The following is a 15877-nucleotide window of genomic DNA, read 5'->3' on the forward strand; positions in this document are numbered from 1 at the left end:
GGCGCTCGCCGGCCAGGTGGCTCAGCGCAGCGCCGGATGGTCGGCGACCACCGTGCAGGAGCCGGGCGCGATCTCCGTGAACCCGGCGTCGCGCACCAACGGCAGCCCGCTCGTGGTCAGTTCGTCCCACCGGCCGGGGTCGGCGGTGCGCACGGCGAGCGTGAACCCCGCGTCCCGCCAGGCCGCCCGTTCCTGGTCCGACAGCTCCCACCAGGCCAGTTGGGCGCCGTGCCCGGCCTGTGCCATCGCCTTCCCGGCGGACATGCCGAGGCCGGGGTTCAGCCACAGCACGGGCCCGGACGGGTCCGCCGCCGCGGGCGGCTCCGGGTCGTCGAGGTCGGTGCCGGACACCTGGAGCCGGGCCAGGTCCTTCGGCCACCCGTCGAGCGGCACCGGCGGGAACACCCGCACCTGCGCCACCTCGCCGGTCACGGTGATCCCGGCCAGCGCCCCGGCCCGCCGCCACTCGGCGCCGCGGGCCCGCCGCACCACCTTGCGGATCCGGGCGTCCTGCCAGTCCCGCACCGCCTGCGCCCACTCGCCGTCGCCCACCGAACGCGCGTCGCTCAGCATGACGAGCACGGCGCGGGCGGCCGTCTCCAGCGCGTCGGTACGCGCGGGCGGGGCCGCCTTCTCGATCCGCACGACGAGGGGCAGCACGAACTGCGGAGCCTCGTCCCGCGCGGTGCGCTCGGCACGGAAAGGGCTCTCGCTCGGGGGCATGGAATCAACGCTCACACCGGCCCACCCTAAGGGTGCCGCGGTCACCGCCTGCTCGGGGTGACCCCCATGGGACACGGCGGGCCGTCGGCCTCCGGCGGCCGGGCCGCGCCGATGAGGCAGCAGTCGTCGCCGCTCGTCCGTCCCGGCGCGGGCCGGTCAGTGCCGGGCGGCGGCGGCCCCGATCAGCTCGGACACCTTCACGAACCGGAAGCCCCTGCGGCGCAGCTCGGGCACGATCGTGCGGACGGCCCGCTCGGTCGCCGGGGCCGCGCTGCGGGTGCAGTGCATGACCACGACCGACCCCGGCCGCACGCCGTCCAGCACCTGCCGGGCCACCGCGTCGGCGTCCGTGGCGAACGCGTCCCCGCTCACCACGTCCCACTGCACGGCGGTGACGCCGGCCGGGGCCAGCTCCTTCAGGGCCCGCTCGTCGTGACACCCGCCGGGGAAGCGGAAGTACGGCAGCGCGTGCTCCACCCCGGCCTCGCGGAACGCGGTGTACGCCCGCTCCACGTCCGCCCGCATCCGGTCCGGGGAGACGGTCGGCAGGCCGTAGCAGCCGCCGGTGAAGGCGTAGTGGCTGTAGGAGTGGTTGGCGACCTCGAACAGCGGGTCCCGCCCGATGCCGCGTGCCTGGGCCGGGTACTGCTCGGCCCACCGCCCCGTCATGAACACGGTCGCCGGCACCTTCAGGGCCCGCAGGGTCCGGATGAGCGCCGGGTTGTCGAAGTGCTCCCCGCGGGCCGCCCGTGCCCCCTGGTCGGCGGTCATGTCGGCGTCGAAGGTGAGCGCCACGGTCCGGTCCGGCGTCCTGGGGCCGTGGGTGAAGACGGGCGTGAGACCGGCCGGACCGGGGGCGAGGGTGGGCGGCTGCGGCCGCGGCTGCGGGTGTACCGGTGCGGGTGCGACGGTGTGCCGTGCGGGGGCCGGGCGGGCGGCCGGGGGCGCCTGGGGCGTGCCGCAGGCGGTGAGGGCGGCGGTGAGCACGCCGAGGACGGCGAAACGCCGTGCGGGAACGATCACCGTATGACGATAGGACCGCAGGTGCGGTGGGGTGAGGCACAGGGACTCCGGTTCGCCCGGGCGTCACCCGGCTCGCGCGCCCCGGTCACCCGCCCGGCGTCACCGCCCCGCGTCCCGGCCCGGCTGTCCGGCCCGGCTGTCCGGCCCCGCGTCCCGGCCCGGCGTCACCCGCCCCGCGTCACCCGCCCCGCGTCACCCGCCCCGTGGGCCGCTCACAGGTCCCGCCGCTCCAGTGGCCGGGTCGCCGGGCCCTCGACGACCTTGCCGTCCGTGTCGAAACGGGAGCCGTGGCAGGGGCACTCCCACGCGCGTTCGGCGGAGTTGAAGGACACCACGCAGCCGAGGTGGGTGCAGCGCGGGGACAGGGCGTGCAGGCGGCCGTCGTCGTCGCGGTAGACCGCGAGGCGTTCGCCGTCGACCCGTACGACGGCGCCCTCGCCCGGCGGCAGGACGTCCACCGGCGGTGCGGGCCGCAGCCGGTCGCCGACGAAGTGCAGGGCCACCTCGGCCTGCGTCTTCAGGAACGACGGCGCCTCGCGCACCGCCGTCAGCAGCCGGCGCGGATCGTACAGCCCGCTCCACTCGCACGGCGTGCCGGTGATCAGCGCGGTCAGCAGCCGGCCCGCCATGATGCCCCCGCTCATGCCCCAGCCGCCGAAGCCGGTGGCCACGTAGGTGTGCCGGGCGCCCGCGTGCAGCGGGCCGGCCATGGCCACCGTGTCGGTGGGGTCGATGTCCTGGGTGGCCCAGGAGTGGGTGAGGGAGACGCCGGGGAAGTGCTCGGTCGCCCAGGAGGCGAGCCGGTCGAAGCGGGCGGGGGTGTCGCCGGTGCCCGGCGTGAAGTGCTCCCCGGTGACGATCAGCAGGCGCTCCCCGTCGCCGAGCGGCGCCGTGCGCACCGAGCGCGTGCCCTCGTCCGGGGTGATGTACATGCCGTCGGGGTCCTGGCCGGCGGGCAGCGGCCCGGCGACGACCAGTTCGCGGCGCGGGGAGAGCCGGGCGAACAGCAGCGCCCGGTCGAAGACCGGATAGTGCGTGGCGACCACCACGTCCCCGGCGGTCACCGTGGCACCCGTCCCGGTGGACAGCCGGCACGGCTCGCCCTCCTCCAGGCCGTGCACGGTGGTGTGCTCGTAGACCCGGCCGCCGTGGGCGATCAGGTCGTCGGTGAGGGCCAGCAGGTACTTGCGCGGATGGAACTGCGCCTGGCCGGTCACCCGCACCGCCCCCGCGACCGGGAACGGCAGCCCGGTCCGCGTGGTGAACGACGCGGGCAGCCCGGCCTCCCGGGCGGCCCGCGCCTCCGCCCGCACCTCGTCCACCCGGCCCTCGTCGCGGACGTACGTGTACGCGTCGCGCGTCTCCCACTCGCAGTCGATGCCCAGCTCGTCCACGACCGCGGCGGCGTGCTCGACCGCCTCGCTCTGCGACCGCGCGTACAGCCGGGCGCCCTCCGGGCCGCGGGTGCGCCGCAGCCGGTCGTAGACGAGCGTGTGCAGCGCGGTGAGCTTGGCGGTGGTGTGCCCGGTGACGCCCGCCGCCACCCGGTCCGCCTCCAGCACGGCCACGCTCCTGCCCGACCGCGCCAGTTCCCGGGCCGTGGACAGCCCGGCCATGCCGGCGCCGATCACGGCCACGTCCACGCCGATGTCCTCCCGCAGGGGCGCGTGGGCGCGGCCGGGAGCGGTCTGAAGCCAGTACGAGCCGCTGACCTGCCGGTTGTCGTTCATGGCCGTCGGGTACCCCACCGCCGCGGGTTCAGTGACCGAGCAGTCGCGCGCGGCATGCGGCGACATCGAAATCCGGCCTCGGGTATCGCGGGTCCAGCGCCCGCAGATGCTCCAGGAGCAGCCGGGCGACCGCCCAGTCCCGGTACCACTTGCGGTCGGCCGGGATCACGTACCAGGGGGCGTGCGGGGTGGCGCAGCGGGTCAGGACGGTCTGGTAGGCCTGCTGGTAGGACGGCCACAGGGCGCGGTCGTCGATGTCGCCGGGGCTGAACTTCCAGCGCTTGTCGGGGCGGTCCAGGCGCCTGAGGAGGCGGCGGAGCTGCTCCTCGGCGGAGATGTGCAGGAAGCACTTGATCACGGTCACCCGGTCGTCGGCGAGGAGCCGCTCGAAGCGGTTGATCTCGTCGTAGCGGCGGTCGGTCTCCGTGCGGGGGATCAGCGCGCGGACCCTGGGCACCAGGACGTCTTCGTAGTGGGAGCGGTCGAAGACGGCGAGTTCGCCCGGGCGCGGGAGTTCCTTCTCGACGCGCCACAGGAAGTGGTGCTCGCGCTCCTCGGCGGTGGGCGCCTTGAACCCCTTGATCCGGCAGCCGGCCGGGTTCAGCAGGCCGGCGACGTGCTTGACGGTGCCGCCCTTACCGCTGGTGTCCATGCCCTGCAGCACCAGCAGCACCCGCCGCCGGTCGCCCGCGGTGCTCGACGCCCAGAGGCGTTCCTGCAGGCCGGCCAGTTCCTTGCCCATCCGCGCGACGGCCGCCCGGCCCGCCGCCTTGTGCCCGGGGCCGCCGGGGGTGGCCCGGGTGTCGTACGAGGACAGGTCGACCGGTGTTCCGGCCGGGACGCGCAGCAGGCCGCGCAGACCGTCTGAGCCCCTTCCGTCCTTCGCCACGGGCCTCGTCCTCCTCGGCGGTCCGGCGGCCGTGACGCACCCGGGCCAGGCCGCACGGTCGCGGCGGCGGCCGCGCGGCCCGGCCTGTGCTGCTGCGGCGGCAGCGGTACCGGTACCGGGCGCCATGTCCGGAACGCTAGCCGCGCGGCCCGGAGGCCGCTACCCGCCCCACGGCCCGGTCACCGCGAAGGTCGTGCCGGGCGTGTAGCAGTTGACGTACATGGTCCGGCCGTCCGGGGAGAAGGTGACCCCGGCGAACTCGCCCCACTCGGGGGCCTCGGGCGTGCCGATGTTCTGCCGGCCGCGGGCCATCGGGTACACCTCGCCCTGCCGGGTGACCCCGAAGACGTACTGGGCGCCGTTGCCGTCCTCGCAGACCATCAGGCCGCCGCCGGGGGCCAGGCAGATGTTGTCGGGGGACTCGCCGGGCAACTGCACGTCGGTGTCCGGGCCGAAGACGATCACCAGGGTCAGCCGGCGCGCCGCGGGGTCGTAGCGCCAGATCTGCCCGTAGTGGTCGGCGGCCGAGCCGTCGGTGCTGCGCGCGAACGACGACACGAAGTACACGCACCGCCCGCCCCAGTAGCAGCCCTCCAGCTTCTGCGCGTGCGTGACGCCCTTCGGGCCGAAGTCCTGCAGCCGCACCGGCGTCCGCGCGGCCAGCGGGTCCGGTACGTCGACCCATTCGACGCCGTCGAAGGAGGTGCCCGTCTCCTGGACGGGGGAGAGGTCCGGCACACCGGGCACGCGCATCGCCTGAAGCCGGCCGCCCGCGCGCAGCGAGCCGACCCCGCCGCGGGGCCGGTGCGGCAGGAAGCGGTAGAAGAGGCCGAAGGGTTGGAGGAAGGCGTCCTCGGTCTCGTACACGATGCCGTTGCGCGGGTCGATCGCGACCGCCTCGTGCTGGAAGCGGCCCAGCGCGGTCAGCGGCACGGCTCCGGTGCGGTGCGGGTCGGCCGGATCGACCTCGAAGACGAAGCCGTGGTCCTTGGTGTAGCCGTTGGTGCCGGCCCTGTCCTCGGTCTCCTCGCAGGTCAGCCAGGTGCCCCAGGGAGTGGGACCGCCGGCGCAGTTGACGGCGGTGCCGGCGACGGCGACGCGCTCGTCGAGCACCCTGCCGTGGGCGTCCAGCGTCAGGGCCGTGCAGCCGCCCTTGCCCGCCGGGTCGTAGGTGAGGCCCTCGACGGCCGGCACGGGGTGGGCCGCGGTCGGGCGGTTCTCGTGGTTGCGGACCAGGTGGACGCGACCGCGTCCGCCCGGCAGGGCGGTCATGCCGTCGTGGTGGGAGGGGACGGTGCCCTCGCCGGACCGGAGCGGGTCGCCCTCACGGGAGAGCACCCGGTAGCTGAATCCTTTCGGCAGGTCGAGCAGGCCGTTCGGGTCGGGGACGAGGGGGCCGTGGCCGCCGTGGCCGAGGCCCTGGGCGGCGGCGGTGCCGGCGAACAGTTCCGAGAGGGCCCCGGAAAAGGCGATGCCCGCACCTAACGCACCGGTGCGGGCGATGATCTGACGTCGTGTCGCGGACATGCGGCAGCAACCTTCCTGCTGGCGGACAGGAACAGTGATCCCGCTGTGTCTATCACCCCGCGCGCGGCCCGGGAACCACGCGCGGAGCACGTGTCACGGTTCGAGCGGGCGCTGCTCCCGCGCTTTCTCCAGGAACCGCAGCAGTTCCACCGGGAAGGGGAGGACCAGCGTCGAGTTCTTCTCGGCGGCGACCGCGACCACCGTCTGCAGCAGCCGAAGCTGCAGCGCGGCGGGCTGCTCGGACATCTGCTCGGCGGCCTCGGCCAGCTTCTTGGAAGCCTGCAGTTCCGCGTCCGCGTTGATGATCCGTGCCCGGCGCTCCCGGTCGGCCTCGGCCTGGCGGGCCATGGAGCGCTTCATCGTGTCCGGCAGCGACACGTCCTTGATCTCCACCCGGTCGATCTGCACGCCCCAGCCGACGGCCGGGCTGTCGATCATCAGCTCCAGGCCCTGGTTGAGCTTCTCCCGGTTGGACAGCAGGTCGTCCAGCTCGCTCTTGCCGATGATGGACCGGAGCGAGGTCTGCGCCATCTGGGAGACGGCGAACTTGTAGTCCTCGACGTTGACCAGCGCCGCCGCCGCGTCGACGACCTTGAAGTAGACGACCGCGTCGACGCGCACGGTCACGTTGTCCCGGGTGATGCCCTCCTGGGCCGGGATCGGCAGCGTGACGATCTGCATGTTGACCTTGCTCAGCCGGTCGACGAACGGGACGATCATCGTGAAACCGGGCGGCCGTGCGGCGCCGGCCAGCCGCCCGAGCCGGAACACCACCCCGCGCTCGTACTGCTTGACGACCCGCGCCGCCGCGGCGAGGTAGACGACACCGGCGGAACCCACCACGGCAACCGCCGTCACCAGCTCCGGAAGCATGACGACCTCCTCCGTCAGAGGTCTCGTACGTCTGCTCCTGCCACGATAGGCCCGTGTCCGCTCCGGGGCCACGGACGGCCCCGGACGGCCCCGGGCACGGTCCCGGACGGGGCGCGGGACGGGCGGCGGCGCCGGGCCGGTGGTCCCGGGGCGGGCGGGGCCCCGGTGAGGCTCGCACCGGGCGCTCGCGTCCCGCCAGTGGGTCTCGGCAGGGGCCTTCGTGTCCCGCCATTCGGATCTCGGCAGGGGCCTTGGTGCCCTGCCAGTGGGGCTCCGGCCAGGGCCTTGGTGTCCTGCCAGTGGGTCTCGCCCGGCTCCTTGCCGTCCCGCCAGTGGGGCTCGCCCGGCTCCTTGCCGTCCCGCCAGTGGGTCCCGGCTCCTTGCCGTCCCGTCAGCGAGGCTTGACCAGGGTCTTGCCGTCCCGGGCCAGCGCGGTGAGCCGGGAGATCGCCCGGAAGTACTTCTTGCGGTAGCCGCCCTTCAGCATCTCCTCGCTGAACAGCCGGTCGAAGGGCAGCCCCGAGGCCACGACCGGGACCTCGCGGTCGTAGAGCCGGTCGGCCAGCACGACGAGCCGCAGCGCCGTCGACTGGTCGGGCACGGGCCGCACGTCGGTGAGGCAGACCGCCTTCAGCCCGTCGGTCAGGGCGCCGTACCGGCTGGGGTGGACCTTGGCGAGGTGGTCCAGCAGGTGCGGGAAGTCGTCCAGCGAGGCGCCCTCGGTGGCGTACGCCGCCTTCGTCACCTGCTCCTCGGAGTACGGCTCCGGCGCCTCGGGCAGACCGCGGTGGCGGTAGTCCTCGCCGTCGATGCGCAGGGTGCGGAAGTGGGCGGACAGGCCCTGGATCTCGCGCAGGAAGTCGGCCGCCGCGAACCGGCCCTCGCCGAGCTTGCCCGGCAGGGTGTTGGAGGTGGCGGCGAGGGCGACACCCGCGTCGACGAGCTTGCCGAGCAGCGTCGAGACCAGGACGGTGTCGCCCGGGTCGTCCAGCTCGAACTCGTCGATGCACAGCAGCCGGTGACCGGACAGCGTCCGCACCGTCTGCTGGAAGCCCAGCGCCCCGACCAGGTTCGTCAGCTCCACGAACGTGCCGAACGCCTTCAGGGCGGGCTCGGCCGGGGTGGCGTGCCAGAGGGAGGCGAGCAGGTGGGTCTTGCCCACGCCGTAGCCGCCGTCGAGGTAGACGCCCCGGGGGCCGGCCGGGGCCTTGGGGGCCTTGGCCCGGCCGAGGCCGAAGAACCCGCGCCTGCCGCCGCCGAGCGCGTGCGCCCCGCCGAGCCCGCCCGCGAAGCCCTCGAGGACGCGGACGGCCTCGGTCTGGCTGGGCTGGTCCGGGTCCGGGAGGTAGGTGCCGAAGCGGACCCCGTCGAAACGCGGCGGCGGCACCATCTCGGCGACCAGCCGGTCGGCGGGGACGTGCGGCTCGCGGGCGCACAGGGACGGCGGAGCCGTTTCGGCCATGGGGCTCAGACCAGGGGCGGCAGGGAAGGAGGACACGGTCACCCATGCTAAGGGCCGTGCCACACTGCACGGCATGCGACGCCTGTTCCCTGTGACCGACCAGACAGTGGCGCGAGCCCCCGGTGAGAAGGGCGCGGCCGACGGTGCCGGTGTTCCGGGCGACCCGGGCGACCGCGAGTGGAGCCTCGACCGCGAGTGGAGCCTCGACGAACTCGCCGACGCCTACGCCCATCCCGAGCCGACGGCCGGTGGACAGCGGGTGCCCTGGCTGCGCGCCAACATGGTGTCCACGCTCGACGGGGCCGCCCAGCACGACGGCCGCTCGCAGCCCATCTCCTGCGCGGCCGACATGCGCGTCTTCGGCACGCTGCGAGCGCTGGCGGACGTGGTGGTGGTCGGCGCGGAAACGGTACGCCGGGAGGGCTACCGCCCGGCACGCGCGCGGGCGGAGTTCGCCCGGCGGCGCGAGGCGGCCGGGCAGCGGCCGGTGCCGGCCATAGCGGTGGTCAGCGCCAGCCTGGAGCTCGACTTCTCGCTCCCGCTGTTCACCTCGCCCCTGGTGCCCACCCTGATCCTCACCGGCGCCGCGGCCGACCCCGGCCGCCGGACCGCCGCCGAGCGGGCGGGCGCCCAGGTGGTGATCGCCGGCGACGGCGTCGGCGTGGATCCCGTCCGGGCCGTCGCCGCCCTCGGCGAACTCGGCCACACCCGGCTGCTGACCGAGGGCGGGCCGCGGCTGCTGGGCCAGATGGTGGCCTCCGGCGTGCTCGACGAACTGTGCCTGACGATGTCCCCGATGCTCACCGCCGGCGACGCCCAGCGCATCGCGGGCGGACCGTCGGTCGCGGTGCCGCGACGGTTCTCGCTGGTGTCCCTGCTGGAGGAGGAGGGGTTCCTCTTCGGCCGTTATGCGCGGACGTGACAATCGTTGTGTGCCGCCCGCGGGCCGCGATGGACAGGGGGGTGCCGTTCCGGCCGGCTCCGGGCGGGCACACTGAAGATCGCAGCCCCGCGGGATCGCGGGGCAGGATGGTTTCCGCAGAAGGGGCGCCCGGTGTTCACAAGCGTACTGATGATCGAGAAAGCACTGACGTCCGCGGACGTGGAGTTCGTGACCTCGCTGCACGGGGACGAGCCCGTCTCCTTCCACGTGCTGCTCCAGCCCCGCGGCGACCAGGCGGACCGCCTGCTGCGGGCCATCGACGACGTCGCCCTCGGCGAACTCGACGAGGCCGCCCGGGAGGGCGAGACCCCCGAGGGCGAGGAGGCGAAGGGGTTCGGCGAGCGCGCGCTGGAGGTGTCGCTGCAGGCGCTGCACGCGGCCGGGTGCGAGGCGGAGGGCAGACTCGTCGAGGACCACCCGCTGGACGCGCTGAAGTCCCTGGTCGAGGAGATCGGCGCCGACGAGGTGATCGTCCTGACCGATCCCCACTACGTGGAGGAGTTCTTCCACCGCGACTGGGCGTCCCGGGCCCGCCACAAGGTGGGCGTGCCGGTGCTGAAGCTGTTCTCGCACAGCAAGGCGTAGCGCCTGGCCGGCGGATCGGCTGGACCGGGCGGACGGTCGCGCCGGGCTGATCGGGCGGGTCCGTCTCACGGAGCCCGTCGGGCGGGCGAGGCGGGTCCGTCTCACGGAGCCCGTCGGGCGGGCGAGCCGGGGCCCGGGACGCCCCGCCGCGCGGCGTCCCGGGCCCCGGACGCCCGCCGCGGGGCGGTTCGCACGTCGGACAGGCGTCCGGCCCGCGATCGGCGGCGGCACCCTGTCCTCGTCGTCGCCCGCCTCCGGATCCGACCCCCCGTCTCCCGGCCCCGGCCGCGCACCGCCTCGATGCCGACGACTGCGCCGGCCGGGCGCCTGCCGTCCGAGTGGGCAACGAACGCCGCGAAGGGCGCTGGACCGAACGCCGCGAAGGGCGCTGGACCGAACGCCGCGAAGGGCGTCGGACCGGGCGCCGGACCGGGGCCTCCCGGGGCGACCGCCCGGCTGAGGGTTCCGCCTTCCCCCTCGGTGTGTGCCCGAGCGCGGCAACGTCGCCCGCATCAAGGCGGGAGGGCCGGGCGGACAGGGACCCGAGCCGCCCTCGAAGGGCCCCGCACCCCGCGCCGCAGGATCCGCCGGACGGGCCCCGGCATCCGCGCCCCGGCGGAGGCGTGCGGAATCCCACGGCCGCCCGCGGCCCCGGCGCGCCTGCTCAGGCGGGGCGCGCCCGCACGCCAGGGCGCGGCTGCCGGTCCGGGCGTGAGCGGTCCGCTGGACGCGCTCGCGTCGGCATGGCTGGCGCGGGAGTGGGCGGCCACGTCCGGGGCCGGCCCCGGCAGCGCATAGGCTGGGCCCGTTCACGCCTCGCATCCGGATCTTGGGGAGACAACGCATGGCACCCGGCCTTCCTACCGCCATGGACCGACCGCACTTCATCGGCATCGGCGGCGCCGGAATGTCGGGCATCGCCAAGATCCTCGCGCAGCGCGGGGCGAAGGTGGCGGGCAGCGACGCGAAGGAGTCCGCGACCGCCGAGGCGCTGCGCGCGCTGGGCGTCACCGTGCACATCGGGCACGCCGCCGAGCACCTCGCCGACGACGCGAGCTGCGTCGTGGTCTCCTCGGCGATCCGCGAGGGCAACCCCGAGCTGGTCCGCGCCGCCGAACTGGGCATCCCGGTGGTGCACCGCTCGGACGCGCTGGCCGCCCTGATGGAGGGCCGGCGCGCGATCGCCGTCGCCGGCACCCACGGCAAGACCACCACCACCTCGATGCTGGCGGTGTCCCTGACCGAGCTGGGCCTGAACCCGTCGTACGCGATCGGCGGCGACCTGGACGCGCCCGGCTCCAACGCCCTGCACGGCGACGGCGACATCTTCGTCGCCGAGGCGGACGAATCCGACCGCAGCTTCCACAAGTACGCCCCCGAGGTCGCGATCGTCCTCAACGTGGAGCTCGACCACCACGCCAACTACGCCTCCATGGACGAGATCTACGAGTCCTTCGAGACGTTCGCCGGCCGGATCGTCCCCGGCGGCACGCTGGTGATCTCCGCCGACCACGAGGGCGCGCGGGAACTGACGCGGCGGCTGGCCGGCTCGGTGCGCACGGTGACGTACGGGGAGGCGGAGGACGCCGACGTGCGCGTCCTGTCCGTCGTCGCCCAGGGCCTGAAGAGCGAGGTCACCGTCCTGCTGGACGGACGGCAGCTCACCTTCGCCGTCTCCGTCCCCGGCCGCCACTACGCCCACAACGCCGTCGCCGCGCTCGCCGCGGGCGCCGCCCTCGGCATCCCGGCCGACGGACTGGCCCCCGCCCTGGCCGCCTACACCGGCGTCAAGCGCCGCCTGCAGCTCAAGGGCGAGGCGGCCGGCGTGCAGGTCGTCGACTCCTACGCCCACCACCCGACGGAGATGACGGCCGACCTGGAGGCCATGCGCGCCGCCGCCGACGGCGCCCGCATCCTCGTGGTCTTCCAGCCGCACCTGTTCTCCCGCACGCAGGAGCTCGGCACCGAGATGGGCCGCGCCCTGACCCTCGCCGACGCCTCCGTCGTCCTCGACATCTACCCCGCCCGCGAGGACCCGCTGCCCGGGGTGACCAGCGAGCTGATCATCGAGGCGGCGCGGGCCGCGGGCGCGGACGTGACCGCGGTCCACGACAAGGACGAGGTGCCGTCGGTGATCGCGGGAATGGTGAAGCCCGGCGATCTGGTTCTGACCATGGGCGCGGGCGACGTCACCGACCTCGGCCCGGGCATCCTGGACCGACTTTCACAGTGAGGGGCTGACGCTCATGTCGTACGACGTCGAGAAGCCGGACGAGCAGTGGCGAGCGGAGCTGACGCCGGCCGAGTACGCGGTGCTGCGCCAGGCCGGCACCGAGCCCGCCTTCGTCGGGGAGTACACCGACACCAAGGTGAAGGGCGTCTACTCCTGCCGCGCCTGCGGGGCCGAACTGTTCACGTCGGACACCAAGTTCGAGTCCCACTGCGGCTGGCCGTCGTTCTACGACCCCAAGGACAGCGACGCGGTGGAGCTCATCGAGGACCGATCGCACGGCATGGTGCGCACCGAGGTGCGGTGCGCCCGCTGCGGCTCCCACCTCGGACACGTCTTCGAGGGCGAGGGGTATCCCACTCCGACCGATCAGCGGTACTGCATCAACTCGATCTCGCTGCGTTTGGCACCGGATGAGGTGTGAGGGGCGGGAGGTCGGCGCTCCTGTGAATCCGTCGACTCGCGAAGTCGTCGAGATCCGCTTCAATGTCTGGCCGGTGACCTGACATTACTTCGCTGATCTGGAATACGTGCAGCTCAGAAGGGGTCTGACTCTTCGGTGTCAGACCCCTTGATTTTTTGCCGTGCTGGACAGGTGCGGGATCTGTGCTGGATGAGAGCGCACATGCCGGCGCGTGCACTGTCCAGACCTGGCGGCCGATGGGAAGCGTGGGCGGGTCAGCGCTCCCGCCGATAGGGGTCCACGTACGGCTCCATGGACTGGCGGACCTCTTCCCGGACCGGGTCCATGAGCGGCCCGGGGGCGTAGTAGCGGGCTCGGGCCTTCCCGTGGGGGACGAGCCAGCCGCGGGCGACGAGTTCCCGGATGTCGCGGATGGCTTGCTGATCGCTCAGGTCGGCGTCCTGCTGGTAGACGGTGCGGCGGACCTTCGCGTCGGAGAACGCGGGCAGCAGGGCGTAGACGACCCGCTCGTCCAGGCCGGTTGCCTCGACGCCTTCGACCAGGCGGGTCCAGGCCCGCGACATGACATCGAAGCGGCGCTGGGCCTGCTGGGCCTGCCGGTGGTGCGCGGTCAGGCAGAACCGGATCCAGGGCCGGGTGTCCCGCTCGGGGCTCCAGTGCGGGCCGCCCACGTCCTCCAGGACCTGGTAGTAGGCGTACGTGTTCTGCCCCCGGCCGAGCCACTCCTCGATGGAGGAGAACTCGGGTGGCATCAGGGCCTCGCGGGAGAACACGAGGGTGGACAGGGCGCGGGACATGCGTCCGTTGCCGTCCTTCCAGGGGTGGATCTTGACGAGGTTGAGGTGGGCCATGGAAGCACGGACGTGGACCGGAGCGTCGAGGTCGCCCTCGTTGAGCCAGTCGATGAACTCCGACATCAGAGCGGGGACGTCCGCCTGGTCCGGTGCGGTGTAGGCGGGGACCAGGGGATCGTCGGGGCTGGTGACGTAGACGGGGCCGTCGCGCCAGCGGCCGGGGCGCTTGTCGAGGTGGTGGCCTTGCAGCATGAAGTGCAGGCCGTTGAGCAGGCCGGCGTCGTACCGGAAGTCGTCACCGGCGTCAGCGAGGGCCTGGATGTAGGTCATGCCGCGCTGGTAGCCCTCCAGCTCGGCACGAGTCTTCTCCCCGGTCTCCAGCGGTTCCTCGCCGGACATGAGGGCTTCCACGTCGTCGACTGTCGCGGCGTACCCCTCGATGGTGTTCGATCCGGCGATAGCGCGGGCGGTGAGGTTGCGGCGCAGCTGCCGGGTCCAGCGGGGGGTGGCCCGGAGCATATGGCGCAGGGAGCGACGCATGCTCTCGATCTCGTCGAGGGCCCGCTGGTCGTCGGCGTCCAGGGAGGGAGTGGCGTACAGCATGTCTCCATGACACGATAATGGTGACATCAAGTCAAGCGTGCGCCGGGATCATCTCCTCCTATCGACGCTTGTGTGGTCGGCAAGTCGAGGGCACCGTCTCCTCCCCGCCATGGTCGCCGGCGGCCGGCACATCCGCGGCGCCCCGGAGCGCGCAGAGCGCCTGCTGGACCGACGGGCGCCACAGGCTGCGGGCGGGGTGAGAAGCGGCGCGTGAGCGGGTGCCGGCCGGACGGTTCCCCGCGGCCCTCATGCCGGGAAACGGGGCGTTACCGAGATGGCGCCCGCATGAACATCCGCCGTACGTTCGCGGCAGGGCTGGCGACCGGTCACCCACCCTCGTAACCCTGGGCTCCCTGTCAACTTCACAGCGGCACGGGAACGGGGGATCCGGTGATGAACGGGGGCTTCGACTTCGACAGATGGGTCGCGGTCGTCAGCATCGCGCTGCCCTTGGGCGCCTTCCTGTGGGAGTTCACCGTCGTCGGCCGCAAACGGCTCGGCTACCGGGTGCAGATGGACACCCTGGCCACCGACGCCTCCCAGTCCCCCTACGCGGGCGTGCTGCGGGACATGCGACAGGACGGCCACCTGCTGAAGGATCCCTCCTTCGTCCTGCTGCGCATCGAGAACGCCGGCTCCGCGCCCATCGGGGAGAGCGACTACCTCACCCCGGACAGCGACCCCTGCGGCATCCGGGTGACGTTCCAGGACCGCCAGGTGGCCAGCCTCGTCGTCACCGAACTCAGCCAGGACGACCTGCACGACTCCTTCCTGCGCGACGGCGAGGCCGTGCCCGGCTTCGGCTACGACAACCACGTCGCCCAGCGCACCGGCGTCATCCGCCTGCCGAAGGTGAAGCTCCCGCAGCGCGCCGAGTACAAGGTGCTGGTGGTCCTGGAACGCTGGCCCGGCGACACGAGCAGCGACCCCTTCCCGGAGCCGGTCTTCCGCGGCGCGGTGGGCCACCGGCGGCGCTGGTTCGACCCGCTGGCCCGCTTCTTCCGCTTCAAGACCGTCCGCACCGAGAGCCATGTCTTCGCCTCCCGCCCGGCCTGGGTCGGCATCACCCTGCTCGCCCTCGCGGTGCTCGCCCAGAGCATCACCCTGATCGTCCCCGACGACCGCGCCCCGCTGGACTGCGTCGGCGGCACCCTGCACCTGCACGGCTCCAGCGCCTTCGGCCCCGCGGTGCGGGAGGCCGCCGCCCGCTACGAGGAGGCCTGCCGGGGCAAGGGCGTCAGCATCCCCGTCGCGGACGGCACCTTCGCCGGCAGCGGCCAGGGCGTCACCGAACTGGAGGCCGCCGGACGGGAGGCGCGCGTCGAGGTCGGCGAGGGTCTCGGCGACCACATCACCTTCACCGACGGCACCGTCAGCGGCCACCCCCGGCTGCTGAACCGGGCGGTCGCCTACTCGGCGTACACCCTGGTCGTCAACAAGGACGCCGGCGTGGAGAACCTCACCACCCCGCAGATCCGCGGCCTGTTCGCCGGGAAGATCACCAACTGGTCCCAGCTGAACGGCAACGACGTCCCCGTCCACCTCGTCAACCGCTCCCTCGGCTCCGGCACCCGCAACGCCCTCGTCGACCGCGTCCTGGGCGGCAAGGAGCCGTTGCAGGGCACGGTCCGCGACTGCGCGGAACTCCCCGGCGACGGTTACGGCCGCTGCGAGGCCGGCGACACCGGGACCCTGCTGGACGCCGTGGCACGCGAACCCGGCGGCCTCGGCTACAGCGAACTGCGCAGCGCCGAGAACGCCCAGAAGACCGACCGCTCCCTGATCAAGGTACGCATCGACAACGAGGCGGCCTCGCTCGACAGCGTCGAGCACGGCAAGTACCCGTACTGGCAGACCGAGTTCGCCTACACCTACGGCGAGCCGACGGCCGGCTCCCTCGCCGCGGCGTTCCTCACCTACCTCACCGAACAGGGCGGCCGCGACGTCCTGCGCGCCTACGGCAGCCGCCTGTGCGCCGAGGTGGAGAACCCGCTGGTGTGCGAACCCACCTGACGAACCCGCGCGTCGCCGCGGCCGTCGATCAGTGCGAGCCGGGGCCGCGTACGCGGGG

The 15877-nt window shown here is 73.6% G+C and carries 13 protein-coding genes; 5 read left to right on the forward strand and 8 right to left on the reverse strand.

The features are described from left to right. Positions 1 to 21: 21 nt before the first annotated feature. The 7 genes from VKA29_RS17305 to zapE all read right to left on the reverse strand — a co-directional run bounded on the left by VKA29_RS17305 (position 22) and on the right by zapE (position 8263). Positions 22 to 723: an aminoacyl-tRNA hydrolase gene (locus VKA29_RS17305; protein WP_324786685.1), complete on the reverse strand. Its 702-nt coding sequence runs from the start codon at positions 721 to 723 to the stop codon at positions 22 to 24. A 156-nt stretch (positions 724 to 879) separates the two neighbouring features. Further along, positions 880 to 1746, reverse strand: a complete 867-nt coding sequence (locus tag VKA29_RS17310) for a polysaccharide deacetylase family protein (protein WP_324786688.1) — start codon at positions 1744 to 1746, stop codon at positions 880 to 882. A gap of 212 nt (positions 1747 to 1958) precedes the next feature. Next, on the reverse strand, positions 1959 to 3476 hold the full coding sequence (locus tag VKA29_RS17315) for an FAD-dependent oxidoreductase (RefSeq protein WP_324786690.1): 1518 nt from the start codon (positions 3474 to 3476) through the stop codon (positions 1959 to 1961). Positions 3477 to 3504: 28 nt separating this feature from the next. Next, on the reverse strand, positions 3505 to 4365 hold the full coding sequence (locus VKA29_RS17320; RefSeq protein ID WP_324786692.1) for a PPK2 family polyphosphate kinase: 861 nt from the start codon (positions 4363 to 4365) through the stop codon (positions 3505 to 3507). Positions 4366 to 4524: 159 nt separating this feature from the next. Continuing rightward, the gene (locus VKA29_RS17325) at positions 4525 to 5892 is read right to left on the reverse strand and encodes an alkaline phosphatase PhoX (protein ID WP_324786694.1); all 1368 of its coding nucleotides are present in this window, start codon (positions 5890 to 5892) and stop codon (positions 4525 to 4527) included. Positions 5893 to 5985: 93 nt separating this feature from the next. Continuing rightward, positions 5986 to 6765 (reverse strand): slipin family protein, encoded by a 780-nt coding sequence (locus VKA29_RS17330; RefSeq protein ID WP_324786696.1) that lies wholly within the window; start codon positions 6763 to 6765, stop codon positions 5986 to 5988. Positions 6766 to 7156: 391 nt separating this feature from the next. Next, complete coding sequence (gene zapE, locus VKA29_RS17335; protein ID WP_324786698.1) at positions 7157 to 8263, reverse strand: cell division protein ZapE; 1107 nt, start codon at positions 8261 to 8263, stop codon at positions 7157 to 7159. A 37-nt stretch (positions 8264 to 8300) separates the two neighbouring features. On the opposite strand from zapE, the gene VKA29_RS17340 reads away from it, so the two are divergent. The 4 genes from VKA29_RS17340 to msrB all read left to right on the forward strand — a co-directional run bounded on the left by VKA29_RS17340 (position 8301) and on the right by msrB (position 12409). After that, positions 8301 to 9149, forward strand: a complete 849-nt coding sequence (locus VKA29_RS17340) for a pyrimidine reductase family protein (RefSeq protein ID WP_324786700.1) — start codon at positions 8301 to 8303, stop codon at positions 9147 to 9149. A 132-nt stretch (positions 9150 to 9281) separates the two neighbouring features. Continuing rightward, positions 9282 to 9755 (forward strand): indole-3-glycerol phosphate synthase, encoded by a 474-nt coding sequence (locus tag VKA29_RS17345; RefSeq protein WP_324786702.1) that lies wholly within the window; start codon positions 9282 to 9284, stop codon positions 9753 to 9755. Positions 9756 to 10599: 844 nt separating this feature from the next. Continuing rightward, a complete protein-coding gene (gene murC / locus VKA29_RS17350; RefSeq protein ID WP_324786704.1) occupies positions 10600 to 11988 on the forward strand; it encodes a UDP-N-acetylmuramate--L-alanine ligase in 1389 nt (462 codons plus the stop codon). A gap of 13 nt (positions 11989 to 12001) precedes the next feature. After that, positions 12002 to 12409: a peptide-methionine (R)-S-oxide reductase MsrB gene (gene msrB, locus VKA29_RS17355; protein WP_324786707.1), complete on the forward strand. Its 408-nt coding sequence runs from the start codon at positions 12002 to 12004 to the stop codon at positions 12407 to 12409. A 254-nt stretch (positions 12410 to 12663) separates the two neighbouring features. Here msrB and VKA29_RS17360 read toward each other — a convergent pair whose 3' ends face one another. Continuing rightward, entirely contained in the window at positions 12664 to 13806 is a 1143-nt protein-coding gene (locus tag VKA29_RS17360; RefSeq protein WP_324786709.1) for a Fic family protein, read from the reverse strand. A gap of 393 nt (positions 13807 to 14199) precedes the next feature. Between VKA29_RS17360 and VKA29_RS17365 the strand changes: the two genes are divergently transcribed. Then, positions 14200 to 15819, forward strand: coding sequence for a PstS family phosphate ABC transporter substrate-binding protein (locus VKA29_RS17365; protein ID WP_324786711.1), 1620 nt, complete (start codon positions 14200 to 14202; stop codon positions 15817 to 15819). Positions 15820 to 15877: the final 58 nt, after the last annotated feature.

The organism is Streptomyces sp. H51 (genome assembly GCF_035656535.1).
GTDB lineage: Bacteria > Actinomycetota > Actinomycetes > Streptomycetales > Streptomycetaceae > Streptomyces.